This window comes from Thalassobacillus hwangdonensis (assembly GCF_042675915.1).
Taxonomy (GTDB): domain Bacteria; phylum Bacillota; class Bacilli; order Bacillales; family Halobacillaceae; genus Thalassobacillus_A; species Thalassobacillus_A hwangdonensis.
Genome location: NZ_JBHTKL010000001.1, coordinates 977,656 through 1,003,089, shown reverse-complemented (window position 1 = coordinate 1,003,089; position 25,434 = coordinate 977,656). Strand labels below are relative to the sequence as shown.

General features: G+C 42.5%; 28 protein-coding genes. 19 read left to right on the top strand and 9 right to left on the bottom strand.

The features are described 5' to 3' along the window. Positions 1–35: 35 nt before the first annotated feature. Entirely contained in the window at positions 36–584 is a 549-nt protein-coding gene (locus ACFQ2J_RS05355) for an HD domain-containing protein (RefSeq protein WP_386057266.1), read from the bottom strand. A 104-nt stretch (positions 585–688) separates the two neighbouring features. Between ACFQ2J_RS05355 and ACFQ2J_RS05350 the strand changes: the two genes are divergently transcribed. The 6 genes from ACFQ2J_RS05350 (at position 689) to ACFQ2J_RS05325 (ending at position 4,284) form a co-directional block, all read left to right on the top strand. Further along, entirely contained in the window at positions 689–904 is a 216-nt protein-coding gene (locus ACFQ2J_RS05350) for a short-chain dehydrogenase (RefSeq protein WP_386057264.1), read from the top strand. Positions 905–1,009: 105 nt separating this feature from the next. After that, entirely contained in the window at positions 1,010–1,501 is a 492-nt protein-coding gene (locus tag ACFQ2J_RS05345; protein ID WP_386058354.1) for a lactoylglutathione lyase family protein, read from the top strand. Between the two features lie 112 nt (positions 1,502–1,613). Further along, positions 1,614–1,811 (top strand): helix-turn-helix transcriptional regulator, encoded by a 198-nt coding sequence (locus ACFQ2J_RS05340; protein ID WP_386057262.1) that lies wholly within the window; start codon positions 1,614–1,616, stop codon positions 1,809–1,811. A 10-nt stretch (positions 1,812–1,821) separates the two neighbouring features. Next, positions 1,822–2,199: a permease gene (locus tag ACFQ2J_RS05335; protein ID WP_386057260.1), complete on the top strand. Its 378-nt coding sequence runs from the start codon at positions 1,822–1,824 to the stop codon at positions 2,197–2,199. Positions 2,200–2,221: 22 nt separating this feature from the next. Then, the gene (locus ACFQ2J_RS05330; protein WP_386057259.1) at positions 2,222–2,803 is read left to right on the top strand and encodes a hypothetical protein; all 582 of its coding nucleotides are present in this window, start codon (positions 2,222–2,224) and stop codon (positions 2,801–2,803) included. Between the two features lie 71 nt (positions 2,804–2,874). Next, the gene (locus ACFQ2J_RS05325; protein ID WP_386057258.1) at positions 2,875–4,284 is read left to right on the top strand and encodes a LysM peptidoglycan-binding domain-containing protein; all 1,410 of its coding nucleotides are present in this window, start codon (positions 2,875–2,877) and stop codon (positions 4,282–4,284) included. Positions 4,285–4,337: 53 nt separating this feature from the next. Here the strand turns inward: ACFQ2J_RS05325 and ACFQ2J_RS05320 are convergent, their stop codons facing one another. Next, a complete protein-coding gene (locus ACFQ2J_RS05320) occupies positions 4,338–5,561 on the bottom strand; it encodes an MFS transporter (protein ID WP_386057257.1) in 1,224 nt (407 codons plus the stop codon). A 275-nt stretch (positions 5,562–5,836) separates the two neighbouring features. On the opposite strand from ACFQ2J_RS05320, the gene ACFQ2J_RS05315 reads away from it, so the two are divergent. Together ACFQ2J_RS05315 and ACFQ2J_RS05310 are read left to right on the top strand one after the other, a co-directional pair. Next, positions 5,837–6,613 carry a 3-hydroxybutyrate dehydrogenase gene (locus ACFQ2J_RS05315; protein WP_386057255.1) on the top strand — a complete coding sequence of 259 codons (777 nt, stop codon included), beginning with the start codon at positions 5,837–5,839 and terminating at the stop codon, positions 6,611–6,613. A gap of 71 nt (positions 6,614–6,684) precedes the next feature. After that, entirely contained in the window at positions 6,685–7,479 is a 795-nt protein-coding gene (locus ACFQ2J_RS05310; RefSeq protein WP_386057253.1) for a hypothetical protein, read from the top strand. A 39-nt stretch (positions 7,480–7,518) separates the two neighbouring features. Here the strand turns inward: ACFQ2J_RS05310 and ACFQ2J_RS05305 are convergent, their stop codons facing one another. Next, a complete protein-coding gene (locus ACFQ2J_RS05305; protein WP_386057251.1) occupies positions 7,519–8,805 on the bottom strand; it encodes a GntP family permease in 1,287 nt (428 codons plus the stop codon). Between the two features lie 106 nt (positions 8,806–8,911). Next, on the bottom strand, positions 8,912–10,063 hold the full coding sequence (locus tag ACFQ2J_RS05300) for a PstS family phosphate ABC transporter substrate-binding protein (RefSeq protein WP_386057249.1): 1,152 nt from the start codon (positions 10,061–10,063) through the stop codon (positions 8,912–8,914). Between the two features lie 115 nt (positions 10,064–10,178). On the opposite strand from ACFQ2J_RS05300, the gene ACFQ2J_RS05295 reads away from it, so the two are divergent. The 8 genes from ACFQ2J_RS05295 (at position 10,179) to ACFQ2J_RS05260 (ending at position 18,421) form a co-directional block, all read left to right on the top strand. Further along, on the top strand, positions 10,179–11,306 hold the full coding sequence (locus ACFQ2J_RS05295; protein ID WP_386057247.1) for an NAD(P)/FAD-dependent oxidoreductase: 1,128 nt from the start codon (positions 10,179–10,181) through the stop codon (positions 11,304–11,306). A gap of 75 nt (positions 11,307–11,381) precedes the next feature. Further along, on the top strand, positions 11,382–11,519 hold the full coding sequence (locus tag ACFQ2J_RS05290) for a hypothetical protein (RefSeq protein WP_386057245.1): 138 nt from the start codon (positions 11,382–11,384) through the stop codon (positions 11,517–11,519). An 87-nt stretch (positions 11,520–11,606) separates the two neighbouring features. After that, positions 11,607–12,797: an MFS transporter gene (locus ACFQ2J_RS05285; protein ID WP_386057243.1), complete on the top strand. Its 1,191-nt coding sequence runs from the start codon at positions 11,607–11,609 to the stop codon at positions 12,795–12,797. Between the two features lie 113 nt (positions 12,798–12,910). After that, complete coding sequence (locus ACFQ2J_RS05280) at positions 12,911–13,528, top strand: NUDIX hydrolase (RefSeq protein WP_386057241.1); 618 nt, start codon at positions 12,911–12,913, stop codon at positions 13,526–13,528. A gap of 75 nt (positions 13,529–13,603) precedes the next feature. After that, on the top strand, positions 13,604–14,839 hold the full coding sequence (locus ACFQ2J_RS05275) for a molybdopterin-dependent oxidoreductase (RefSeq protein ID WP_386057239.1): 1,236 nt from the start codon (positions 13,604–13,606) through the stop codon (positions 14,837–14,839). Between the two features lie 213 nt (positions 14,840–15,052). Then, positions 15,053–15,958: a methyl-accepting chemotaxis protein gene (locus ACFQ2J_RS05270; RefSeq protein ID WP_386057238.1), complete on the top strand. Its 906-nt coding sequence runs from the start codon at positions 15,053–15,055 to the stop codon at positions 15,956–15,958. A 299-nt stretch (positions 15,959–16,257) separates the two neighbouring features. After that, the gene (locus tag ACFQ2J_RS05265; protein WP_386057237.1) at positions 16,258–17,796 is read left to right on the top strand and encodes a BCCT family transporter; all 1,539 of its coding nucleotides are present in this window, start codon (positions 16,258–16,260) and stop codon (positions 17,794–17,796) included. A gap of 166 nt (positions 17,797–17,962) precedes the next feature. Then, positions 17,963–18,421: a GNAT family N-acetyltransferase gene (locus ACFQ2J_RS05260; RefSeq protein WP_386057235.1), complete on the top strand. Its 459-nt coding sequence runs from the start codon at positions 17,963–17,965 to the stop codon at positions 18,419–18,421. A gap of 43 nt (positions 18,422–18,464) precedes the next feature. On the opposite strand, the gene ACFQ2J_RS05255 is transcribed toward ACFQ2J_RS05260, so the two are convergent. The 3 genes from ACFQ2J_RS05255 to rlmN all read right to left on the bottom strand — a co-directional run bounded on the left by ACFQ2J_RS05255 (position 18,465) and on the right by rlmN (position 20,603). After that, the gene (locus ACFQ2J_RS05255) at positions 18,465–18,875 is read right to left on the bottom strand and encodes a DUF3021 domain-containing protein (protein ID WP_386057233.1); all 411 of its coding nucleotides are present in this window, start codon (positions 18,873–18,875) and stop codon (positions 18,465–18,467) included. Next, positions 18,872–19,330, bottom strand: a complete 459-nt coding sequence (locus ACFQ2J_RS05250) for a LytTR family DNA-binding domain-containing protein (RefSeq protein WP_386057231.1) — start codon at positions 19,328–19,330, stop codon at positions 18,872–18,874. The genes ACFQ2J_RS05255 and ACFQ2J_RS05250 overlap by 4 nt, the downstream gene beginning before the upstream one ends. 190 nt (positions 19,331–19,520) lie before the next feature. Further along, positions 19,521–20,603: a 23S rRNA (adenine(2503)-C(2))-methyltransferase RlmN gene (gene rlmN / locus ACFQ2J_RS05245; RefSeq protein WP_386057229.1), complete on the bottom strand. Its 1,083-nt coding sequence runs from the start codon at positions 20,601–20,603 to the stop codon at positions 19,521–19,523. Positions 20,604–20,798: 195 nt separating this feature from the next. On the opposite strand from rlmN, the gene ACFQ2J_RS05240 reads away from it, so the two are divergent. From ACFQ2J_RS05240 to ACFQ2J_RS05230, 3 genes are read left to right on the top strand one after another with little or no spacing between them, the layout of a single operon-like run. After that, complete coding sequence (locus ACFQ2J_RS05240; RefSeq protein ID WP_386057227.1) at positions 20,799–21,224, top strand: DMT family transporter; 426 nt, start codon at positions 20,799–20,801, stop codon at positions 21,222–21,224. A 15-nt stretch (positions 21,225–21,239) separates the two neighbouring features. Next, entirely contained in the window at positions 21,240–21,938 is a 699-nt protein-coding gene (locus ACFQ2J_RS05235) for a Crp/Fnr family transcriptional regulator (RefSeq protein WP_386057225.1), read from the top strand. Between the two features lie 17 nt (positions 21,939–21,955). Next, on the top strand, positions 21,956–22,447 hold the full coding sequence (locus ACFQ2J_RS05230; protein ID WP_386057223.1) for a DMT family transporter: 492 nt from the start codon (positions 21,956–21,958) through the stop codon (positions 22,445–22,447). 237 nt (positions 22,448–22,684) lie between these two features. Here ACFQ2J_RS05230 and ACFQ2J_RS05225 read toward each other — a convergent pair whose 3' ends face one another. Both ACFQ2J_RS05225 and ACFQ2J_RS05220 read right to left on the bottom strand, forming a co-directional pair. Continuing rightward, positions 22,685–24,241: an ABC-F family ATP-binding cassette domain-containing protein gene (locus ACFQ2J_RS05225; RefSeq protein ID WP_386057221.1), complete on the bottom strand. Its 1,557-nt coding sequence runs from the start codon at positions 24,239–24,241 to the stop codon at positions 22,685–22,687. 127 nt (positions 24,242–24,368) lie between these two features. Beyond that, positions 24,369–25,304, bottom strand: coding sequence for an NADP-dependent oxidoreductase (locus ACFQ2J_RS05220; RefSeq protein ID WP_386057219.1), 936 nt, complete (start codon positions 25,302–25,304; stop codon positions 24,369–24,371). Between the last annotated feature and the right edge of the window lie 130 nt (positions 25,305–25,434).

Sequence of the window (25,434 nt, the reverse complement as noted above, 5' to 3'; positions counted from 1 at the left end):
CCGAGTTGCAGCATTTTTGCTGTCACTCGGTTTTTTTATTGGTGAAAAACACGTCTTACGGCATCTTCATAGGTTTTGAAATATTCGGGAGTATCTTGTTCGTTTAAGCCATCGAACATGACGGAGGCAACTGATTCGTTGTACCACTGTTGTTTTGCTGGGCCAGCATTGAAGTTTTTCCATACTTGGGAGCCTTTCTCTTCAAGTGCCCTTTCCAAAGATAGCAGGTTATCGAGTTTATCAGCGACAATCAGCCACTTTACTTCTTTACTCCCAGTTTTGACTGTATCAATGGTGTGCTGTTTCCTTTCCTTCCATGACTTGGATTTGTCTTCAGTATGAGCTGCAACGATATCTCGGATTTCTTTGCCGAATTCCGTTTCGATGTCCTCCAACTCAACTGTAGTATCTTCTACCACGTCATGAAGATATCCTGAACAGATCACAGCTTCTGGAAGTTTCGCATTTCTAAGCGTCTCTGCTACACGGATCGGGTGAACGATGTAGTCCTCATCTGAATTCTTGCGCTTTTGGCCTTTGTGGGCTTCCGTTGCGAATTTCTTTGCTTTTTCCTGTAATGACATGTTCTTCCCCCCTTTATTGATTTCATCGTACCATGTTTACATTGTTAATGTATGAATGAAGGTGTTATGAAGGTAAATGTAGAATTTTCAGTTGAGGTGATAAAGTGATTAGAGGTGTAATCTATATTGGTTGGTTATTTTTTCTTTCCATCGTCCTGTTTTACTTTGCAGCAAGTGTACTTAAAACAGAAACTCCACTGATGAATTACTTTTTGGCAATGATCGTGACGCATCTGGTATTGGAAAAGAACCCTTGGCTAATTGATCTTGTTCAGGAAATGTTTGATGTTTCGAGTGAAGGAAATCAAACAGATGAATAACAGAAAGTCTTTTGATGCATGAATAAGTCGTCTGCATGGACATTGATCTTCAATTGCTTCAGAATTACCAAGTAATCATTTTCTAATCAAAAGGAGCGATAAATGATGAGGTACCCTCGATCGTTTTCACATATCGGATTATCCGTTCCGAATGTGGAAAAGGCAGTGGAATTTTATAAAGAAGTGATGGGATGGTATGTGATCATGGAACCATCCGAGGTGGTCGAAGATGACAGCCCGATCGGTGTCATGTGTACGGATGTATTCGGACCAGGCTGGGACAAGTTCAAAATCGCTCATATGTCTACTTCGGATAAAGTCGGAATTGAGCTATTCGAGTTCAAACAGAATGAAAACCCTGATAATAATTTCGAATACTGGAAAACAGGAATCTTCCATTATTGTGTGCAGGACCCTGACCTTGAAGGACTGGTAGAAAAAATCGTCGCACATGGTGGAAAACAACGGATGCCGGTTAGATACTACTATCCTGGTGAAAAACCATATCGCATGGTTTATTGTGAAGACCCGTTCGGTAATCTTGTAGAAATCTATAGCCACAGTTATGAACTGACCTATTCCGATGGTGCATATTGATCAACCAAGTACTCCTTTCAAAAAGGAGTACTTTTTTGTATTTTTTGTAAAGGTACCTTGACGTAAAGGTTCCTTTACTATATCGTGTCAGGTAGATGGAGGTGGGAAGTATTTGGAAAATAGACTGGCTGAATTCCGTAAGAAACATGGGTATTCACAAGATCGGCTTGCTGCTCGCTTGGGTGTCTCACGGCAGACGATCATCTCGATCGAAAAAGGGAAGTATTCTCCTTCCTTGCCTTTAGCATTTGAACTTGTTCTCACATTTGATGTGAAAATCGAAGATATCTTTTTTTATAAGAAAGAATAGGGGGAACATGATGAAAACAAATCCTAAAGTATTTTTCGGTTTTGGTATTTTATTTTCGTTATTTGCAGCGTTTTTCTTTTTCATTGGCATCGCTGCTGGAGAAGAGCCAATCCCACAGAGTTTTATTATGATTTCGATGGCGATCATGGCATTTTGTCTAAGTTACCTTCAACCGCATTTTAAGGAAAAGGATGAGCGGATGAAGCGTATTCGTGAAAAAGGAATGTTCTATTCCTATTTTGCATTATTAGTCTATTATATGGTGTTAAGTCTGGGGTTGCAGCTGGACCTTATGCAAATGACAGCCATCATGGTTGTGAACCTGATGATTGCACTTACAATATCAACCGTATTCATTTCAATGGTCATCGTTGCTAAAACGCATTGAACGAAACGGAAGGGGGATAAGTATGGATAATAGTTACATTCGAAATTTACGAGTAAAACAATTTACCTTTATGAACCTGTTATTTGTAGTGGGATTTGTGCTGTTTTTTTCTTTGGTAGATTCCCTTGAATTATCTAATAGTGATTTGCAGTTTGTTACTGCATTTTTACTTTTGAGCTCGGGGTTGTTTCAATATAGTAAGCGGAATAGGACAAATTCGATTTTTCCCTTTGTTAGCAGAATTCAGGAATATGAAAAAGAGAAGATGGGAGTTGAATGGAGCAAACAACGGAAATTCTCTTCAATAGCTTCGTTATTTATCGGTATCATGATGTTGGTATTGGCGTGGACATCAAATGCTGAGTTACGTCAAGATGATGCAGCATCCCTTGATTTTTCTTTCCTTGTCATTTTGTATCTGTTTCTTATGATAATGGTGAATGTTTCGTTATTTATACATAATAGAAGAGTTGATAAATCCGAAGATTCCATTGAATTCAAGGGATACGCAGCCAAATGGAGTGTATTCAGCATTGTTGCCGGGATCATCTTTGGCGTTGCTACTTTTGCGCTCATCATTGCTTATGTCATCATGTCAAGTTGAGCCTGGCTATAATAGGACGACCTTGACATGAATAGCATAATAGTAAAACGGTTTAGGGCAGGAGGAGTCCAATGCGTATTCATGTCGTACGTCCCGGGGATACATTATGGGGAATCTCTCAAAACTATGGGGCGGATATCAATCAAATCGTTCTCGTCAATCAAATGGAAGATCCGAACAGGCTTGTTGTAGGAGAAGCGCTGGTAATCCCTGAACCGGGTAGGGAATATGTCGTTCAATCAGGGGATACTTTGTGGAATATTGCTCAACGATATGGTGTTCCTGTACAGGATTTAGCCGAAGTCAATCAGATTTCTGATCCTTCGCTGATCTTCATTGGTGAAATGCTGATACTGCCTTATTTCCCACACTCGGTGCAGAGTGGAGAAAGCCTGTGGGGGATTTCACAACGCTATGGGGTGACGATGGATCGTATCATTCAAGTGAATTCCATTACGAACCCATCATTACTTTATGTTGGTCAGGTTTTGTATATCCCGGTCCAGTCAAAGCCTGTGAAGGAATTCAATGCTTATATAACAAATATGAGGGAGGAAGGAAGAAGGGAAGTTTTGGCATTGGGCAGGAACTTCACCTATGTTTCTCCTTTTACGTATGCCATCCGTGAAGATGGAAGTATAACGGATATGCAGGATGGACCAGTCATCAATGCTGCAATAGCGAATGATGCTGGTCCTTTGATGGTGTTGACCAATTTCCAAGGGCGTTCCTTTGATTCTGACTTAGCTGCCACAGTGTTGAGAAATCCTGATCTCCAGGAAAATGTCATTTCAGGTGTGTTGGAGGTGATGCAGTCCAAAGGGTATGAAGGGTTGAATATTGATTTTGAATATGTGTATCCGGAGGACCGTGAAAACTACAACGATTTTCTCAGGAGAGTGGTTGCTCGCTTGAGACCTGCAGGTTATTCGGTCTCTACAGCACTCGCTCCAAAGATAAAAGCAGATCAAGTCGGCTTATTATATGAAGCGCATGATTATCCTGCCCATGGCAGGATTGTCGATTTCGTTGTGCTGATGACCTATGAATGGGGATGGGCAGGAGGAAGGCCATGGGCAATTGCTCCAATCAACAAAGTGCGGGAGGTTCTTGATTACGCAGTAAAAGTGATCCCTAGGGATAAGATTCTGATGGGGATTCCATTGTACGGAAGGGATTGGAAGATACCATGGCAGGAAGGGACTTTCGCAAGGACGGTTAGTCCGAAAGAAGCGGTTAGACTTGCTGCGAACTACGGGGTGAATATTCAGTATGATGAAACTTATCAGTCACCTTATTTCAATTATGTCGATGAGAATGGCCAAGAGCACGAGGTGTGGTTTGAAGATGCAAGGAGCATGCAGGCAAAGTACGATACGATTAAGGATTATCGTTTGAGAGGCGGTAGTTACTGGGTTCTTGGAAGTCCATTCCCTCAAAACTGGCCGACCCTCCGCAACAACTTCTATATAAAGAAATAAAGGGACAGTCCCTCACCGCTTTAAAGCGATGAGGGACTGTCCCTGATTATGCATCAATTATGCAATTGAAAGGGTTCGTTGATTCTGTTGTTCAGGTTTTTCAAGGTTGGGTGGATCAGAAAGTAAATGGTAAACACAAGATACCCTGATCCTGCGATCATCAATACTATTTCAGCACCGCTCCATTCACCGAGCAGCCCTCCGATCATGTATCCAAGCGGACTCAAAGAACCAAGCAATGATGACAGAAAGGCAAATCCTGACCCCACATGATCTTCAGGCAGGTTCACTTGGATGATGGTCTGTACATAAATGCTTAAGATTCCGACCGCAACCCATGAGACTCCAAACAGCACCATGCAGATGATCAATGGTGCTTTTCCATAAAACAAAAAGGCTCCGATCCATGCTAATCCAGCCAAAGCTGAAGCGATAGGAAAAATACCTCGCAGTAAAAATCTGTCCAATCTGCTTGAAATCACCGTCCCACACAATGTTCCGATCGACATTGCTGTCAACCAGAACCCATACTCAGCCGGATTATCAGAAATGACAGGAAGCATAGCAAGTCCCATCGTAGCCATGACATTGATGACGATTATCCCGAACAATACGGCTAATAAAGTCGTTTGTTTCCTTACTACTTGATATCCTTCAACAAAATCTTCTTTATATTGAACGAAAAATTTCTCTGTTAAACTGCTCCTTTCCTTGTTAGTGGAAGGAACTTTGAGAAACAATAGGAACATAAAACCGATCGCTAATAGCAGTAAACTATTTGAAGCGTAGATGATTCCGATTCCAAGGAACAGAATCAGGATGCCTGAAATCGCATCCAGTATAATGTCCAGCGTCTGGTAGGAAAACGCGAAAATCGAGTTCACTTTCGTTAATGACTCTTTCCCAGCCAATCGTTGTATCAATGCATTTTCGGTCGGGTATGTAGCTTCAGCCAACGATAATGCCATGAACATGAAAACGAATAATAGTGGAAGCCAGAGTGTCTCTGCAAAGTAAAGGATCGAAATGATCGCTAACAGCACTCCTTGTCCAGCTTCAGCTATAAACAAAATCTTCCTTTTTGGAAAGCGATCAATGATCGGGCCATATAGGAACTGGATTGTTACTGGAAGCATTGCTATCGCAGAAGTCAGTCCGATTAGGAATGGAGAAGCTGTGACTTCCTTCACATACCAGATGGTGGCGATCATATAAAGGCTATCTGCTAAATTCGTCATGATCCGGCCGATAAGTAAAAGAAATAATTGTTTATTCATGATTATCCCCCTAATTTGTCTATTGGTTAGGTAAAGTAAACTGGAACGATTTCAAGATCGGGGGATCCTTGTTTCGGCAGCAGGTAGTCTAACGGTCAAATGGATTCAAGTGATAAATAGGTACCATCCAATCCTCCTTTAAAAAGTAATAAAGCCATTGTGTCATTTTATGTCAGAAAATTCAATATAAACATTCGTTCTCTAAGCTCAACTTTTATAAACATGATCAATATGGGTACATTAACTAGTAGTATGTTTTTAAGGAGGAATAACCGATGTTAGAAGGCAAAGCTGCGTTAATCACTGGTTCAGGCCAGGGAATAGGCTTGGAAATCGCTACGGAATTTGCCAAAGCCGGAGCAAAGGTTATGTTGAACGATATTAATGAAGAAACTTTAAACAAAGCAATCGAGGAACTTAAGTCACAAGGATTTACAGTTGATGGGGTCATAGCAAATGTCGCAAAAGAAGAAGATGTAAAAAATGCGATTGAAAAGACGGTAGAGTCCTTCGGGAGAATTGATATTCTCGTCAACAATGCCGGAATTCAGCATGTGGCACCTGTGGAAGAGTTCCCAAGTGAAAAATACTCACTGATTCTCGATATCATGCTGAAAGGGCCTTTCTATGGGATCAAATATGCCTTTCCTCATATGAAGGAACAGGGATATGGAAGAATCCTCAATATGGCTTCCATTAATGGCCTGATCGGTTTTGCAGGTAAGGCAGGATACAACAGTGCGAAACACGGAGTTATCGGCCTAACGAAGGTAACTGCCTTGGAAGGAGCGGACCACGGGATAACTGTGAACGCGATTTGCCCGGGTTATGTCGATACACCACTCGTGCAAAACCAGCTGGAGGATATTGCAAAGACACGTAATATCGATAAAGAGCAAGTCCTCGAGGAAGTCATCTATCCACTTGTACCGCAGAAACGTTTGCTGCAAGTCCAGGAGATAGCGGATTATTCTATTTTCCTAGTAAGTGAAAAAGCGAAGAGTATAACCGGACAAGCTGCTGTCATCGATGGTGGATACACGGTTCAATAGACGGTTGACTTATCACCCTTAGTCGTAAGGGTGATTTTTTCGTGTTAAAGTATGTTGGAAGGGGGAGTAAGATGATGAAATACGCAGTTTCCGTAATGGATACGGACAGTACTAAGAAAATAGAAGCAAGCGGGAAACAGATTCTTAAGAAGCTCCAGATCTATGCAAGGCATCTGAATAAACTGACGGAATATGAACTACCGAGAGGAATTGTTTTTCACGACCTACAATCAGCTACTGAACTTTATTCCACGATTCCTTTGCCGGCTTACACATCAAGGAATTTAATACATATTACACCTCTAGTAGATACGTGGAAAGAAATCTATCTGTCGTCAGCCTCCGATTCGCAGGCTGCTTCCGACTATTTCCATGCGCTTGACTTGGATGATGTCGCAGCAATCGCTGCTCACGAATTGACCCACCATGCAGATTTCTTCCATTCCGAATTTGAAACATGGGAAGAAGAGGATGAAGAAGATATGTGGTTTGAAGAGGGGATGTGTGAATATCTTCCGAGAAAATTCATGTTCTCAGAAGAAAAACTTGATAAGATTCTGTCCGTGGAAGCGGATTTGATTGAGCGTTTTAAGAGTGAATTTGGTATGTATCCGCTTTCTTCATTTGGTAAAGCGGGGTATCGGGGAGGAAACAGCCAGGGTTATGCCACTGCGTTCTATGATTACTGGAGAAGTTGTATTACAGTTATGCGGTTGATTGAGGAGTATTGTGATGGAGAGGTTGAACAGTTGATTGCTCACTATCGGGATTGGGTAGAAGGAGAACGGAAAACCAACCTCCAGAACTTTTTCATTGGAACATTAGAGCTAAATACAAATCAGGCGAAAGAGTTATGGCTTAAATAAAAAACGACCCGGGCACGCACTCCGGGTCGTTATCTTTCTTTAATTGATTCCCATCATAGCAAGAAGAATGATCGTGATGGTTGCCACCATCGGTATGAGCAAGCCTACAACAAATACATCTTTATATGAATCTTTATGGGTGAGACCGGTGACAGTAAATAGGGTCAGTAATGCGCCGTTATGGGGAAGGATGGATGCTCCTGAAGCGACGGATGTGATCCGGTGGAAAGCCTCAAGACTGAGCCCCTGATCGACAGCGATATTGTAATACTGCTCACCAAGAGCTTCTAACGCAATTCCCATCCCTCCAGAAGCAGACCCGGTAATCATCGCCATAAGCTGGACGGCGAATGCTTCGGAAAAGTAAGGGCTGAGCGGAATGCTGAAAATAAGCTCTTTGACTGTTTCAAAGCCAGGCGAGGCTGTGACCAAAGCTCCAAAACCCACCGCTGCACTCGTATTGATTGTAGCCATTACCGAGCCTGATGCCCCTTTATTGATCGCGCCGATGAAATCTTTATAATCCCTGAAATTAAAGATCATAACGAGCAAAACTCCGATCAATAGTGCGGCCAGAATACTGATATCGAACACATTCAGCGTAATGACGACAGCAAGTAATGGTATCGTGGATAAAATCCAGTTCGGCAATTCGTTTTCATCCACTTCTTTGACTTGGTTATCACCTTCAGGTTCGGTGAATGTCTCATCCTTGGAATTCAGCTGTTTCTCCCTGAATTTCAAATAAAAGAATCCACCAACCGCCATGATCAACCCTGCTACGATACCGAGAATCGGTGCTGCCATCGTATCTGTTTCAAATGTATTGATCGGGATGATGTTCTGGATCTGCGGAGTACCTGGAAATGCAGTCATCGTAAATGTGAATGCTCCAAGTACGAAGGTGGAAGGGATCAATATTCTCGACACATTTGCCGACCGGAACATGGCTACCGCAATTGGGTACACAGCAAAAATGACCACGAACAGACTGACCCCTCCATAAGTAAGGATAGCTGCTGAAATCAACATACCCAGTATCGCACGCTTTTCTCCAATTAAGCTGGAAATCTTATAGGCGACCGCCTGGGCAGCACCTGTATCCTCCATCAATTTCCCGAAAATCGCCCCAAAAAGGAAGATTGGAAAATAATCTTTTGCAAAGTCTACAAATCCCTGCATGTAAGTGTCCGTGTAGGATTCCAGGAGATTCATTCCACTTAACAATGCTACGATTCCGGATACAAGTGGAGCGATCCAAATGATCGACCACCCAAGATACGCTAAGAGCATTAATAATATTAGGCCAATGATGATACTAATCATTAAACTGCCTCCTTTGCAACGTCATGTATGGTTTAGGTTGTCCAAAAAAGGGCATTTTAGTTTGCAGGGAGAAGGTGAAGTTTTATCCATGAAAAAAGGCTCATCTTCATGAGCCTTCAAGTGGTACATATCCGCTTTTTTTAATTAATTCCTGTCCCTGTTCGGATCGCATCCATTCAATGAAAGGATCGACATTTTCATTCTCTGTTCCATTCGTTATCGCATAAAACTCAGCTGTCAGAGGATAAAGATCTTTTTGAATGGATGGGATGTCCGGTGCCTCACCATTGATATGAAGGAGTTTGATGCCTTTATTGTTTACCATTTTTGTAGCGAAATGACGATAGGAAAAGCCGATGGAATTACGATGGTTACGATAATTGGAGGCTTTTTCGATCACTCCGCCCATCCCGGTCACCCTTTGATCTTTGGGAGCATCCATAATTGGTGTCGAGCCCATCATATTTTCCAACCCTGTCTGGCTTCCGCTTCCTTCTGGACGCTGAAATGCAAGAATTTCTTTATCTTTACCTCCTACTTCGCTCCAATTTGTAATCTGACCGGAATAAATTCCTCTCAATTGTTCGATAGTCAAACTGTCTACTGGGTTGCTTTCATGGACGAAAAAAACAAAAGCTTCTTTACCGATCGGGGTCATTTTCATATTTTCCCCTAAGGCTTTACGCTGCTGTTCAGAAGGACCGGCAGTAAAGATGATATCCGCTTCTCCTTCCTGCAACCGCTCGTAAGCACCATTCGTTTTTGAAACTACTACTGCATTATCTGGAGATGGCTCATGTTCATAGGTCTTTTCTGGATACGTTGCTTCGACGAAAGCAGCATAGACAGGATAGAGAGCCGTTGCGCCATCTAGTTCAGGGACTTCTCCGTCGATCTTGTATGTAGAGGGTTCATCAAGTTTCACTACCTCATTATCTTCTGTAAATGGCTCATATGCAGACAAGTCAACTTCTGCATCTTTGATTTCAATCCGGTCGATATATAGCTCATATCCTCCATAACCGACCAACGGGATGGCAAACAGTGAAATCATTGTCATTAAAACCGCTTTTCCAGACATCTTCTTCAATATTCCTAAAATACTGAGGTTAATGCTGATCAAAAAGGCAGCGAATACGATGCCTACGTACACATACCCATTTTCATTCGACATAAGGAAAGAGATTACTGTGATGAAGTATCCCAATATCCCGAACACGCCTGTAAAAAGAATTGCCCCTGTAATCCTTAGCCACATAAGTACTCCCTCCTTTTCCATTTTTTATTAGTATAGCATACAAAAAGTGTAATACTACACTTTTGTTAATTTTCATTAATTCCTGTAGAATTACTCTAGACTAATTAAAGAAAAGGTGTTTGATTTGAAACGAATCATTGTAATAGGAGCAGGGATCCTTGGTGCTGCCACTGCTTATCACCTTACCGAACGAGGAGCATCGGTAACGCTGATCGACAGAAAGGACACCGGTCAGGCAACTGCAGCGGCTGCAGGAATCATCTGCCCATGGCTGACGAATCGCCGAAATACGGAATGGTACAAACTGGTGACAGAAGGTGCGAAGTATTATCCGGAATTGATGGAACGACTGAGTGAATACGGAACAATGGATCCAGCCTATCGTCAGGTTGGAGCAATCAATATCTTCTCCAAGGATAAAATGCTCGATAAGAAGTATGAGCTTGCATTAGCCAGACAAAAAGACACACCTGAAATGGGCAAGGTGACTAAATTGTCCGAGAGTGAGACGAAAGCACTTTTTCCACCGTTGAAGGACGGCTATAGTGCGGTTCATATCAGTGGTGGCGGGAGAGTAGACGGAGCTTCATTACGGGATACATTGATACATGCTGCTACAAGTAGAGGAATGACGTATAAGGTAGGAAGTGCATCGTTGATACAGGAAGGGAACCGTATTACAGGTGTCAATGACAACCAGGAAAGAATGTCTGCTGATGAAGTGGTCGTTACTGGAGGAGTGTGGGCAAAAGAAATCCTGAAACCGCTAGGAATCGACTTTCTGTTGACTTCACAAAAAGCACAAATCGTCCACTTGAACATTCCTGATACGGATACAAGCGATTGGCCGGTCGTAATGCCGCCATTCGGTCAATATTTCCTTGCTTTTGATGGTGGGAAGATTGTACTTGGAGCTACCGCTGAGAATCATGCTGGGGAAGATGCACGTGTCACGATGGGTGGAGTGCATGAGGTGATCGACAAAGCGTTGCGAGTCGCACCTGGATTTGCGACGACTACTTATGTTGGAACTAAAGTTGGTTTCAGGCCTTTTACTCCGGAAAGCCTGCCGGCCATCGGTAGACTACCAGGACTTGATGGTTTGTTCATTGCGAATGGATTAGGGTCCTCCGGTTTGACGAGTGGACCTTATATCGGTAAAGAGCTCGCAAAACTTGTAATGGAGGAGCAGGCGGAATTGGATGTGAAAGAGTACCCTGTTTCAAGTGCAATCAGGGAGTGACATTGAATAAAGCCATTGCCAGCAGCATCATTTCATTCTATAATGATGCTAGCTTACATAAAAGGAGGGGAAAGCATGCTTACGTTCATTCAGGATATCATTGGTGAGAAAAAATATCTCGTACTCATGATGTCAATTGTTGGAATTCCAGCTGTTCTCGGGACACGTATGTCCTTTTTTAGCTGTGATTTCAATAAGGTAATCCGGACGTAAGTATTTTTTTCCTGCACTTCAAAGCCTCAGGGAAGATACTTTCCTGAGGCTTTTTTGTGTGCAATTTTATGTGAGAGGACGTTTGAAATGAGTAAAATAAAAACGAACATCTATTTGATCTATTTTTATATTTTCTTTGCGCAGCTTTTCTTTGATCGGGCTCTTTGGGTCATTTATTTGGATGACAAAGGTATGAGCTATACAGAAATTGGTGTACTTGAAGCGCTGCTGCACCTGGCAATCGTGCTGTTTGAATTACCTACAGGAGTGATTGCAGACTTATATGGAAGGAAAATCAGCCTTCTGCTCGGAAACATCTTCAGCTTACTGTATGGTACATTCATGTTGGTAAGTGGAACGTTTTCCGTATTCACTCTTGCTTTCATGTCTATGGGACTGATGATCACGTTCCAGTCAGGTGCTCAACAGGCACTGGCCTATGATTCTCTTAAAGAACAGAATAGCGAAAAACAATACACAAAAGTTTTTGGCAATATGACTGCCATCGCACTCTTATCATTAAGTTTCGCGAAATTCGCAGGAGGATTCATGGCTGATATCAGCTGGGAGCTGGTCTATGGCTCGATGATTGTTACGCATCTTATCGCGCTGCTTCCGCTTTTATTGATCAAAGAACCGGCCAGGGAAATCACGGAAGAAAAACCATCCAGGGGACCGTGGTACAGGCAATGGAGAACTCAATTGAGTGATGGCATATCCGTTTGGAAGAGGAATGCAGTCATGCACGTGCCTGTGCTGTTATTTGTTTTAGCTGGCGCCGTAATGGTCATCATCACATTCTATGGCCAGGAATATTTCGTTCAGCTCGGCTTTTCTGCAAAAGTGGTCGGAGCTATCTTTACAGTTGAAGGTCTTCTCGGAGTAGTGATGGCGAAAATCGCTTATAAAGTAGAAGAAAGGTTCCGATTCTTCTCTGTCCTTTATTATGGACTGGGTCTTTTCATCCTTTTCTTCCTTATCTTTATCTTCTCTGTGGAATGGGCAGTACTATTATCCTTTCTTTTTCTTGCACAGCTGTTAAGTTTGTTTGAACCGATTTTCACTTCGTTCATCCAGCATTTACTTCACAGTAATGTACGCTCGACTTTCTTTTCGCTTATCGGCTTGACTGAAAGTTTCTTGATCATGATCAGCTTTCCATTATTCGGTTTTGCGGCTGAAAGGATGGGGTTTACCGAGAGCTTCGCCTGGCTACTAGCCGTATTCCTATTGTTGGTCATGTTGTTATTTACGCATCACCATCTTAGAAGATCCTAGGAAGCGAAACTCCTATAAGTTATAATGAATCTATCAACCAGAATCGACACCATGGTACATGGTGTCTTTTTTTATATATAATTCCGGTTTTTCTAATGTCAGGAGTGGAGTGCATGAGCGAGAAATGGTTGCAATGGGCAATGAAAATCCAATCGATTGCACAGGCGGGCCTTACTTTTTCAAAGGATGCGTTTGATAAGGAAAGGTTTGAAGAATTACAAGAACTGAGTGCAGAAATCATGGCCGAACACACGAATCATGAAATGAAGCAGATTCTGAACCTCTTTTCGCAGGAAAAAGGGTATCAGACACCGAAAGTGGACGTGCGCGGTGCCGTTTTTCGAGGGAATGAAATTCTGATGGTACGTGAGAATGTCGATCAACGCTGGGCACTTCCAGGAGGGTTCTGTGATGTAGGAATCTCACCTGCTGAAAATGCGATCAAGGAAATACAAGAAGAATCAGGCTACATAACTGTTCCTAAAAAGCTGCTTGCATTATTGGATTATCATAACCACCCTCATCCACCGCAGCCGTTTCATTATTATAAGATTTTCATTCAATGTGAAATCATTGGAGGTATGGCAGAGAAGGGGATGGAAACGAATGATGTCCAATTCTTTTCGTTGAATAGCCTTCCTGATCTATCGACCTCGAGGAATACTGAATCGCAGATCGCAATGTTATTTGAGTTTTTACAGAATCCAACTAAAGAAACTGTTTTTGACTGAGACGCTACATATTGGGGTGTTTGTTGACTTGGATTCAGGGTAGTGTAATTACACTATACATGGAGGGGATCAGGTATGGATTGGAATGTCTTCATCCGTCGTCAGAAGAAGTTTGGCCGGAAGCTGAAGCAACTTCATCATTGGAATGCGATTCTCTTCATGATATTGGCAGTGACGGGATTCTTACTGCTCTCATCAGAATTCCGGCAAGGATTCCCGCAGATAAGAATTTGGATGAGGGATAGTCATATATGGATAGGATTCATAAGCATCTTGCCGATTCTGATCTACCTGCCCAAAATGTTGAAGCACCTTTCAACCCTTCAAAAGCGGAAAAACCATCGGATTAATCTGTATTTTGTCTTGTTTATTCTTCTTGGTTTGGTAGTTTCGGGGATAGGGTTGTACTTTCATCGGGAGATCGGGCCTGAATGGAGTTCGGTTTCTTTATTCCTCCATGATGGGTTTACTTACATGGGCGTACCCTATCTCATCTATCATAGTATTACGAGATCAGAAGTGTTCAAATCTCTTCAGAAAAGAAAAGCAGATAAACTCAGGGAAAAAAGGATGATCATTGATGACAGCGATCCGATCATCGATCGAAGAACACTCTTGAAACGAGGGACAGGTGGAGCAATCGCTATTCTCTTCACTCCTTTCATTTACCAATGGTTGAAACCATACTTTGGTTCCTCTTTAGGAACCCCTGTAAAATCCGGACTCCCCTTAACAGAGGTATTTTCACCTTTGCCTGTACCAGCGGAAGATTCAGCCCCGCCGATTGGAGGAGGACGCAAGGGAGAATTTCGATATTATACAGTGGTTTCTATGCCGGAGGTAACCGGTAAGAATTTCACATTCACGGTGGACGGTCTGGTAGAGCGCCCGGAGGAGTGGAATTGGCCGGAATTTGTCCAATTGAATAGAAAAGTACAAGTTTCAGATTTTCATTGTGTGACTGGTTGGAGTGTGTACAGTGTGACATGGGAAGGAATCAAGCTGAAAGATCTTCTGGAGCATGTCGGTATCAGAGGAAGTGCGAGATATGTAAAGTTCTACTCGCAGGATGGTGTCTACACGGATACATTGACCATCGATCAGGCGATGAGGGAAGATGTCATGATCGCTATGTTGATTGACGGCGACTTGATTGAAACGAAGAATGGTGGACCTGTGCGGTTAATCGTACCTGAGATGTATGCGTATAAGTCTGTGAAATGGCTGAATCGGATCGAACTGATTGAAGAGGAACATATCGGATATTGGGAGAAACGAGGCTATGAAAAAGACGCCTGGATAAAAACGTAAGTCATACTGTGACTTGCGTTTTACTTTTTACGGTTACATTTATTACCTTGAAACATACAATCGATGATCATTTAAGAAAATAATAAGTCTTTATTACTAATCGATAAGCACATTGACCCAACCTTTAATGTTGCTAATATTAATAAAATCCGTTATTATTTGTCTTACAATTTAGAATTTTAGTGCGTTTTACAATTGGAGGAGAGTAGTATAGTGAAGATAGTGGAGAGGGAAGTAACTACAGACTTATTGTTTCAATCGATCAATCAAAATCTGGCAATCATTCAATTCGGATTGGATCGAAGAGTATCATTTGTCAATCCGATTTTTGCGAATACAATGAAGTTCAATCGTGCTGAAGATATGATCGGCATGCACCATCAATCGTTTTGTTTCGATGAATTTACGAGAAGCTCAGCATATGAAGATTTTTGGAGAAATCTGTTCCAGGGACGCAGTTACCAAGATAAGATAAAAAGGAAAGATGCGAGGGGCAATGAGTTATGGCTCGAAGCTACCTATATGCCGGTCTACGACAATGGTAATGTAGTAGGCGTATTGAAAGTTGCCACCGATATTACAGAACGACAGCATGAAATTTCATCTGTTGTGACCAACCTGCAGGATATGTCTGAAATGCTGAATGATAAAGCGGAGCAGGGGCTGGAGCAGCATGAGTATCTGAATAATAAAATCGAACAGATTGCACAAGTATCGAATGAAAATACAGAATTCCTTGCGGGGCTTAAAGCAAAAACGGATGAAATCCAGGGCGTTGTTAAAACGATTCGCGCGATTGCGTCTCAGACGAACTTGCTTTCTTTGAATGCTGCCATCGAAGCTGCTCGAGCAGGTGAACATGGCCGAGGTTTCGAGGTAGTAGCGAAAGAGGTAAGGAAGCTCTCCAATCAGGTGGAAGCTTCCATTGGAGAAGTGAATGCCAGTATTGAGAACATCACATCAGAAATCAAGAAAATTTCAGATGGCACAGTGAAAATCCAAAAAGATGTAGAAAAGGGAGTAACTCAAATCCAGATTGCATCGAGCGGCTATCAGGAAGTTGTCGCATCAGGAGAAGCACTGAAGGCTGAAGCAGACAAACTTACAGATATCATATGATCTTTCTTCAACCGGCACACAATGGTGCCGGTTTTTTTATGGTCTGAAAATTTTAGTTGCGGATAACTGTATTCAGTGGGTTTCATCCAGCTCCAGCGCCTACCCCCTCGAGGTCTTAAGTCAATCCTCTCTGTGACAAAGATCGTCACTACGAGGCTTGACTTAAGCTTGTCGGGGGTGAACAAGGCGCTTGCGCTTTTGGTCTGGAAATAAATTCTCCATTATTTTTTCGTTATAAGAATAATTGTGACGGGTAGGGGAGTGGTGAAAGGAATTTTTATCAGGAGAAGGAGGATACAATGAACCGAAAAAAGCTGATTGATTATAATATTTTCATACCTTCACTACTTATCATCATAGCAATCAGCATTCCGTTTGCTTTGTATGAATCTCAGTCGCTTGAATTACTCAATTCAATATTCGACTATATTGTCGAGGTGTTCAGCTGGGGATACTTATGGTATGGCATACTGTTGGTAGTTGCAGGATTATACTTATCTTTTTCAAAATATGGAAAAGTGGTACTGGGAAACCCGAAAGAAAAACCCAGATTCACGCTATTTGAATATGCATCCATTCTAATTGCAATGGGAGTCGGCTCGACGATCATGAGGACAGGAATGCTGCAATGGACATCTGTGGCTAATGATCCGCCGGCAGGAGTGGAACCAGGTTCTCCCGAATCATTGCTATGGGGAAATGCATACAGTATGTTCCTTTGGGGTTTTCAGGTATTTGCGATCTTCGTAATGATTGCACCAGCAATGGGATACATCCTACATGTAAAAAAACGTCCGTTGATGCGGATATCCGAGGCATGCAGAGTGCTGTTCGGGGATAAATTCACGGACGGCCTCGGTGGTAAGCTGCTGGACATGCTATTCCTGATCAGTATCCTTGCCGGAGCTGCAGTGACTTTGGGATTGGGAGCACCGATCATCACCCATAATCTGGCCACTTTGACTGGAACGGAAGTATCTTTTACGATGACGATCATCGTTACGGTCATCTGGGTCTTCCTGTTCTCACTCAGTGCTTATCTTGGGATTGAAAAAGGGATCAAGCGGTTGAGTACATGGAATATGTATCTGGCTGGAATATTCGCTATCTTCGTGATCATTGCAGGACCTGGCGTTTTCATACTGAACTATTTTTCCGATAGCATATCCTTCTTAATGTCCAATTATTTGAACATATCTCTGAATACAGATTCTGTACACCAGGATAAGGCATCCCATATTCAAAGTAATACGGTATTCTGGTTTGCTTACAGTGCAACTTGGGCAATGCTTCATAGCGTGTTTGCAGCCAAGATTTCCAAAGGCAGGACAATCAAAGAAATGATCCTGACCTATTTGCTTGCACCAACTCTGATTTCCTGGGTTGCTACAGGAGTGTTGGGCGGTCTAGGAGTTCATCGGTATTTGACAGGGGAAGTCTCTGTCTTGAATCTAGTTGAGAATGAAGCCAGGATGGCAGCCATACCAGAAATATTGGCTACCCTGCCGTTTGGAGAAGTGGCAATCATCATTTTCATGATCGTAGCACTTATCTTCCTGACTACGACCTTGGATTCAACGACCTACACGGTTGCAGCTTACACAAGTACGAGGGACATGAGTAAATTCGAACCACCCAAAACACTGCGCATCATTATAGCTGCCATCATCACGATTGTAGCACTGGTACTGATGCGGATCGGTGGACTTGCCCCCCTTGAAGTCATTTCGGGATTGATGGGGCTTCCGGTCATCTTTATTCAATTCATCCTCATCTATGCTGCGAAGAAGATGATTGATAAAGATGAAGCATGGAAGCACAATGTTAGACAAAGTTAAAAAAATGCCGGAAGGGTAAAAGCCCCTTTCGGCATTTTTATATGATTGGATCAAAATTACTTCCTTTATCATAGCTAAGTTTTGGTATGATTAGTCTACAATAGATTCAATTTATTTCCATGTTCTTTATATGAGAAATGAAAATAATAGGAAAAGGGGAGTTACAATGTACCAATATTTCAATGGACTTGTTATAAGAGAAGGCACGACCGGTGTACCTGCAAAAGCGGTTGAAAAACTATTTAAAGATGCAGGTTGGGTAAGGCATACACCTGATTGGCAAAAAGAAAAGTTCACGCTGATCTTTGAAAACTCCACTTGGGCGCTCACGGTTTGGGATGGTGACGAAATGGCGGCAATGGTAAGAGTGATTTCAGATAAGATCATGGCAGCAACAATCATGGACCTGGTTGTGTACAGTCCTTATCGTGGACAGGGACTCGGTAAAAAACTGATTAGCTTGTGTGTGCAGAAACTCCCTCATGGGGATTGGTTTGCCCATACCTCCTCCGCTAACTTCCCTTTTTATCAATCCTGTGGTTTTGAAGTGAGGGATTTAAAAGAAAATGGTACGTGTACATATTATGGATATATACAGGCGAGAGTGGAAGGGCACAGACGCTGACAGAAAAGCTGGATGCCATTTTTAGCGGCAACCAGCTTTTCATTTAACGTATGTGGTTAAGCTGATCATTTAAACGTTTTGCTTCATTTTTGAAGTAAAGATAAAAGCCTATCCAGGAAATTGTATAGATCAGTATCATGCCTATAAGTGCAAACAACAGACTCGATAGATCAAACGGAACCCAACCGACACCTAAAGCAAGTAAAAGATAGATCACCGTAACCGTTAAAAAGTGTAACAAGGTTTGTACTGGAAGATTTAAAGATCTAATGCGGAAAAATAAAGGGGTGACCGAAAATAACCATCCCAGAAAAATCGATGCCAGTGAATTCTTAATGAAGAGCACCCCATCAATCATTTCCTCACCAGCGAGCACGAAGCTGCTTTGAATGACGACAGCAATGAAGCCACCAAAGAAAATGCCGAAGATACTGCTTTTCAAGAATCTTTTCATTTTTTATCCCTCCTGTTGTTATTCAAAATTTCTTTCAGTGCCCCTACATAATGTCTGGAAGCATATTCCTTACGACCACATCGGAAATGTACACCAAGTGTTCCATTGAACGATGGTTCGAAATGACTTACATGCTGCAGATTGGCGATCAGAGCCTTCGATAATCGGATGAAACTTGTGGAGGGTAACAACTGCTCCAATTCGTACAATTTTTCCTTGATCATGTAGGTGCTGCTTTGTGTAAATGCGACGATTTTATCACCATCTGCCTGGAAATAATGGATGGTATCCGGCTTTAATAGATGCTGTGAGTTCCCTTGTTTACCGAGGATGAATTTGACCGAATCTTTTTTAGCGATTTCTAAAATTTCCTCAATAGTATCATCGAGCTGACCACTCTTGATTGTAATGGACGACTCTTTATGTTTTTCATGGATATCCAATATGACTTTCAATTCATTCCCGCCCCCTTGGAATTCTTTCTAAAACTAGTATAGAGGCATTGATTACCAAATGTCACCATTATACCGATAAGGCGTAGGGAATTAGCTCTAACATGCATGAACCTCTAAATAAGATAAGCTGCACCAGTTTTGAACCGATTTTAATCCATGAAAAAAAGCATGAGGCAAGTGCCTCATGCTTTTAGTTTGGCTGTTTATTTTTCTTGCGTGCTTTTTCTTTTTCGATTTGTTTGCTTCGAAGCTGACCGCAAGCTGCATCGATATCTGTTCCATGCTCTGTACGGACACCACAATTGATTCCCCGATCCATTAACGTCTGGTAGAAGGTGAGGATCGCCTGCTTTTCACTTCGGTCATACGGATGGTCCGCAACCGGGTTGTAAGGAATCAAGTTGACGTAGGAAAGGTGGCGTTTGTCTTTAAGCAGATCTGCCAGCTGTTCCGCCTCTTTCTTATGATCGTTGACATCCTTTAACAGGATATATTCGAATGTGATCCGTCGATTCGTTTTTTCAAGATAATAATCAATTGCTGGCATCAGCTTTTCCAATGGATAAGCCTTATTAATTTTCATGATGCGCGAACGCAATTCGTTATTTGGTGCATGGATGGATAGGGCAAGGTTGATCTGGATACCTTCATCCGCAAAGTCGTAGATTTTCGGTACGATACCACTAGTGGATACCGTAATGTGCCGTGCACCAATAGAAAGACCTTTCTGGTCATTGACCACTCGCAGGAAGTCAATCATGTTGTCATAGTTATCGAATGGTTCTCCAATACCCATGACGACAATGTGACTCACGCGTTCATCTTTTCCTTGCGCATCCAAATGCTGCTGGACCTGCATGATCTGTTCGACGATTTCGCCGCCGGTCAGATCACGATCCTTTTTCAAAATACCACTTGCACAGAAGGAGCAGCCGATGTTACAGCCTACCTGTGTTGTCACACATACAGACAGTCCGTAATTGAATCGCATCAATACCGTCTCGATGACATTTCCGTCCTGCAACTTGAAAAGGAACTTGATTGTTCCGTCTTTGGACTCCTGTTTGATTTCTTCTGAAAGTGTTTCAATCGAAAAATTCGCCTCAAGAAGGTCGATACACGATTGGTTCAAGTTCTTCATATCTGAAAATTCCCTGACACGCTTTTGGTAGAGCCAGTCCCATACCTGCTTGGAACGGAACTTCTTCTCACCATGTTTCGTCAGCCAGTCCGTCAATTGTTCGAAAGTTAATCCGTAAATGGATTGTTTCATAAATACGCTCCTCGTAAAAAAATTCACTATTCCTATAGTAAGGCATTTGCAGCTCGTAAACAACCATCAACCGATTGTCGTAATTGTATGAATATTTTATATGCAAGATTTTTATTGATTTTAGGACATATGTCCTTTTTTGTCAGGATCACTTGTATTTAACTGTACATAGTCGTAATTTAAGGAGAGGATCGCTTGAAAGGCATATTATTTTCAATAACAGCAGGACTATGTATTACATTACAGGGAATCTTCAATTCGAAAATGAGCGATCACATAAGTGGATGGCATATTTCATCCATTGTTCATCTAGTCGGGTTCATCTTGTGTCTAAGCATCTATTTCTTTGTAAGGGATGGAAACAAAGCTGGAATGAAACAAGTGCCTCCCATTTACTTTTTTGGAGGGGCATTCGGTGTAATCGTTGTATTTTCTGAGTTGACTGCAATCAATATGATGGGACCGGCATCAGCAATCGCTATTCTATTGGTGGCTCAGCTTATCGCTGCTTTCCTGATCGAAGCCAGAGGCTGGTTCGGGGAAAAGAAGCTGAAAATCACTGGCAACCAATGGGTCGGTATAGCAATGATAGTGAGCGGTGTGGTCATATTCAAATTATAAACCGGAGGTAAGCATGTGAGAGAGATCCAGGACCAGGACAAGCTGGATTTGCATCGCAGGAAATTTCAGCTTGACGAAGTCTTTTCAGAAGCGTCGTTAAAGAAAATGAAATTATTCAAAGTCGAAAAAGGGGAAGTCCTTTGTTCAAAAGGGGATAGACTTTCCCATATGTATTTCCTGACAGAAGGCAAGATGAAGATCTTCGCACTTTCGCCGGAGGGGAAAGCGCTCATTCTTCGCTTCAAGACACCCTTTGCGATCATAGGTGATGTGGAATACGTCCAGGATACAGAGGTGTTTCACACCGTCCAGTTTGTCACTGAAGGATACATGATCGGTATCCCGCTGGATGACTTGCGTAAAATCGAGGGCGGGAATACAACGTTCTTGAACTTTCTTTTGGAAATCATTACAGCAAAGTTCTATACCGAAACCAATGCATCTACATTGAACATGCTTTATTCGGTAGACGTCCGTCTCGCCAGTTATCTGCTTTCGTTATCAGACGATGGGAAAGGTTCGATGTTCCATGAAGAAATGCACACTTCATCTCTGCAGGAACTGGCTGACGTGCTCGGTACAAGTTATCGTCACCTGAATCGAATCCTGAGGCAATTCCATGAAGACGGCATTCTGGAGCGGAAACGTGGATTGATTTCGGTGAAAGATATGGATCGATTGCGTGAAAAAGCAGATGGAAACATTTATGAATAGGAAAGGAGGAAAAGATCATGGGACCGTTTTTATCGATTATCGCTGGTTTATTGATCAGCACACAGAATGTATTCAACTCACGGTTGAGTGAAAAAGGCGGATCATGGGCGGCGACGACCATCGTGTTGGGGGGAGGATTCCTTTGCTCCCTGCCAGTATTTTATTTCACTGATAACGTTGGTCTCTTCCAGGTAGGAGGAGTCAATCCTGTCTACTTGTTCAGTGGAGTCTTTGGAGTAGGGATCGTGTACTGCTTCATGAGAGGGATTTCATTGATGGGGCCTGCGTATGCAGTATCCATTGTAATGGTATCCCAGTTGACGATTGCCTTTGTGATCAACTCTTTCGGATTATTCGGTTTTGAAGAACAACCGGTAACGCTGAACAAGATGATCGGTATCATTATGCTGATTATCGGGGTACTAGTCTTTAAATTGGGGGACAGACTCCCTTTTATGAAAAAATCAACACAAAAAGCGAACGGATGGAAGGCTCTTAAGGAGAATTGAAAACACATAAAAGTTTTGCATTCTATTAATATATAAGTTGGAGCGTAGTTAACATGCGAAGACTCCAGTGGGAACAGCACGAGTCCGAAGACCCCGGAGGAAAGTGGTCTTTACTTTCTGAGGAGTCTGAGGCCGTGCCCACGGAAAGCGAAGTGTGTTGACGGAGCGCAAACTGTAAATACAGAAAGACCCGAATATGCTTCGGGTCTTTTTTGTATGATTATTGAATTATTTGAGTTAAAACACTTTAGTCGTCCAGTCTTCACAATTCCAGACATCCGTCACGATATCCTTATAGAAGTCAGGTTCGTGTGAAATGAGCAGCACACTGCCTTTATAGTCTTTCAATGCACGTTTCAATTCTGCTTTTGCATCAACGTCCAAATGGTTGGTCGGCTCATCCAGTACGAGCATGTTCGTTTCTTTGTTGATCAGCTTGCACAATCGTACTTTGGCTTTTTCGCCTCCGCTTAGTACCTGTACTTTACTTTCGATATGCTTTCGCGTCAGGCCGCACTTAGCCAGGGAAGCGCGCACTTCATATTGAGTGAAATGGGGGAACTCCTGCCAAACTTCTTCAATACAAGTATTCTGACCAGCATTCTTCAGCTCCTGTTCAAAGTAACCGATATGCAGGTGCTCGCCTAATTCGACTGAACCTGAGATAGCTGGAATCTCTCCCAGGATACTGCGTAGTAATGTCGTTTTACCGATTCCGTTTGCTCCGGACAAAGCAATTTTCTGGCCGCGTTCCATCGCCAGATCCAATGGTCGGGATAACGGCTCGTCGTAACCAATGACAAGATCCTTCGTCTCGAACAAGTACTTCCCGGGAGTGCGGGCCTGTTTGAAGTTGAACTTTGGTTTAGGCTTTTCCGAGTCAAGTTCGATGACATCCATTTTATCGAGTTTCTTTTGTCGGGACATCGCCATTCTGCTTGTTGCGGCATTCGCTTTATTCCGTGCGACAAAGTCTTTCAAGTTGGCGATCTCTTTCTGCTGCTTTTTATATGCAGCCTCTTTTTGCTGTTTCTTCATATCATAGACCCTGAGAAACTCATCGTAATCTCCAGGATAGCGCGTCAATTCCTGATTTTCCATATGATAGATGAGGTTGACGACACTATTTAAAAATGGGATATCGTGAGAAACGAGGATGAAGGCATGATCATATGCAAGCAGGTAGCTTTTCAGCCATTCAATGTGCTCGACATCCAAATAGTTGGTTGGCTCATCCAGCAATAGGATATCCGGTTTTTCCAACAACAGTTTTCCGAGAAGCACTTTCGTACGCTGGCCACCGCTTAGGTCATGGACATCACGTTCTAATCCGATTTCATCAAGTCCGAGACCATTGGCGATTTCTTCGACTTTTGCATCGATCGTGTAGAAATCATTATTCGTAAGCATGTCCTGAATTCTCCCTGTTTCCTCAAGCAATGCTTCCAATTCCTCCGGTCCGACTTCAGCCATTTTCGCGAACAACTCATTCATTTCCTGTTCCATATCAAACAAATATTGATAGGCGGTTCTCAGCACATCGCGAATCGTCATACCCTGTTCAAGTGACGTGTGCTGATCGAGATAACCCACTCTAGTATGCTTCGACCAAGTAGTCGTTCCCGCATCAGGTTCTAGCTTACCTGTAATGATATTCATAAAAGTGGATTTACCTTCGCCGTTCGCTCCGATCAACCCAATATGCTCACCAGCCAGCAGGCGGAAGGATACATCATCAAAAATTGCACGATCTCCAAACCCGTGGCTTAAATTCTTAACTGTTAACAAGCTCATATGCGTTACACCTTTTCTTTATAAAATTCGTCCCCACCTATTATATAGGTCATTTGGTGAAAACGATAGTGGTGGAGGAGCACATTAATGTTTCATTAAAAAAAGAGGGCATGGGAGCCCTCTTCCGTCATTTGATTTTAATTACGATTTTACCTTTCGCATGGTGTGTCTCACTAAGCTTGTGTGCGTCTTTCAGTCCTTGTTCAGAAAAGTCGAAGCTATGACCGACATGCGGCTTTACTTTGCCTTCTTCCAGCAGTCTGCCGAGTTTCTGTAATTGTTCTCCATTGGGTTCGAGCCAGACGAAATTGGCATCTATGCCTTTTTCTCGTGCCTTATCTTCATCCGGAGGCTGCACAATGGAAGCAAGTCTTCCGCCTTTTTTCAGGACGTCAAAGCTTTTTTCCTGAATATCTCCCCCGAGGGAATCAAGGACAAAATCATAGTTTTCAAGAATGTCGGAAAACTTCTGTTCTTCGTAATTGATTACTTTATCTGCACCTAGTGAGTGGAGGAAGTCAACATTTTTGCTGCTGGCTGTCGTAGCTACATACGCCCCTGCGTTCTTGGCTAATTGAATCGCCATCACTCCGACACCGCCGGCTCCTGCATGGATGAACACTTTATCTCCTTCTTTCACTTTTCCTGAGTCGAAGAGACACTGCCAAGCGGTGAGGCCAGTCAGTGGAATCGAAGCAGCCTCCGCGAAATCAAGGTTTGCAGGGATTGGGGCAAGCAGGGATTCGTCTGCAACTACGTATTCTGCGTATGTTCCCTGGTTTGTCGTTGCAGGACGGACGAATACACGATCACCTTTTTTGAATTGGCTTACGTCATCTCCAACTTCTGTAATGATACCAGCAGCGTCCCAACCAAGGATGATCGGAAACTCGAATGGAAGCATATCCTTCAAATAACCTTCACGGAGCTTCCAGTCGATCGGATTGATTGATGTTGCATGATTTTCAATCAATACCTGATTCGATTTTGGAGTTGGAGCAGGTACATCTGCTTGTTTCAGTTGATCGATCCCGCCATATTTTTCAATGATGATTGCTTTCATTTAGATCCTTCCTTTCTGATTGCTTACTTTTTGAGTATTCCTTCTTTCTAAGAACTTCAATCATCTGAACGTGTCAGCTTAAGATTTTATTTGCCTGAATTTTAAGATAAAATAGGGAGGAGTATAACTG

Bases quoted from the DNA above. Each gene is read 5' to 3' on its own strand.
- ACFQ2J_RS05355 (WP_386057266.1), bottom strand. From the start codon at position 584: ATGTCATTACAGGAAAAAGCAAAGAAATTCGCAACGGAAGCCCACAAA.
- ACFQ2J_RS05345 (WP_386058354.1), top strand. From the start codon at position 1,010: ATGAGGTACCCTCGATCGTTTTCACATATCGGATTATCCGTTCCGAAT.
- ACFQ2J_RS05335 (WP_386057260.1), top strand. From the start codon at position 1,822: ATGAAAACAAATCCTAAAGTATTTTTCGGTTTTGGTATTTTATTTTCG.
- ACFQ2J_RS05330 (WP_386057259.1), top strand. From the start codon at position 2,222: ATGGATAATAGTTACATTCGAAATTTACGAGTAAAACAATTTACCTTT.
- ACFQ2J_RS05325 (WP_386057258.1), top strand. From the start codon at position 2,875: ATGCGTATTCATGTCGTACGTCCCGGGGATACATTATGGGGAATCTCT.
- ACFQ2J_RS05320 (WP_386057257.1), bottom strand. From the start codon at position 5,561: ATGAATAAACAATTATTTCTTTTACTTATCGGCCGGATCATGACGAAT.
- ACFQ2J_RS05315 (WP_386057255.1), top strand. From the start codon at position 5,837: ATGTTAGAAGGCAAAGCTGCGTTAATCACTGGTTCAGGCCAGGGAATA.
- ACFQ2J_RS05310 (WP_386057253.1), top strand. From the start codon at position 6,685: ATGATGAAATACGCAGTTTCCGTAATGGATACGGACAGTACTAAGAAA.
- ACFQ2J_RS05305 (WP_386057251.1), bottom strand. From the start codon at position 8,805: ATGATTAGTATCATCATTGGCCTAATATTATTAATGCTCTTAGCGTAT.
- ACFQ2J_RS05300 (WP_386057249.1), bottom strand. From the start codon at position 10,063: ATGTGGCTAAGGATTACAGGGGCAATTCTTTTTACAGGCGTGTTCGGG.
- ACFQ2J_RS05290 (WP_386057245.1), top strand. From the start codon at position 11,382: ATGCTTACGTTCATTCAGGATATCATTGGTGAGAAAAAATATCTCGTA.
- ACFQ2J_RS05285 (WP_386057243.1), top strand. From the start codon at position 11,607: ATGAGTAAAATAAAAACGAACATCTATTTGATCTATTTTTATATTTTC.
- ACFQ2J_RS05280 (WP_386057241.1), top strand. From the start codon at position 12,911: ATGAGCGAGAAATGGTTGCAATGGGCAATGAAAATCCAATCGATTGCA.
- ACFQ2J_RS05275 (WP_386057239.1), top strand. From the start codon at position 13,604: ATGGATTGGAATGTCTTCATCCGTCGTCAGAAGAAGTTTGGCCGGAAG.
- ACFQ2J_RS05265 (WP_386057237.1), top strand. From the start codon at position 16,258: ATGAACCGAAAAAAGCTGATTGATTATAATATTTTCATACCTTCACTA.
- ACFQ2J_RS05260 (WP_386057235.1), top strand. From the start codon at position 17,963: ATGTACCAATATTTCAATGGACTTGTTATAAGAGAAGGCACGACCGGT.
- ACFQ2J_RS05255 (WP_386057233.1), bottom strand. From the start codon at position 18,875: ATGAAAAGATTCTTGAAAAGCAGTATCTTCGGCATTTTCTTTGGTGGC.
- rlmN (WP_386057229.1), bottom strand. From the start codon at position 20,603: ATGAAACAATCCATTTACGGATTAACTTTCGAACAATTGACGGACTGG.
- ACFQ2J_RS05230 (WP_386057223.1), top strand. From the start codon at position 21,956: ATGGGACCGTTTTTATCGATTATCGCTGGTTTATTGATCAGCACACAG.
- ACFQ2J_RS05225 (WP_386057221.1), bottom strand. From the start codon at position 24,241: ATGAGCTTGTTAACAGTTAAGAATTTAAGCCACGGGTTTGGAGATCGT.
- ACFQ2J_RS05220 (WP_386057219.1), bottom strand. From the start codon at position 25,304: ATGAAAGCAATCATCATTGAAAAATATGGCGGGATCGATCAACTGAAA.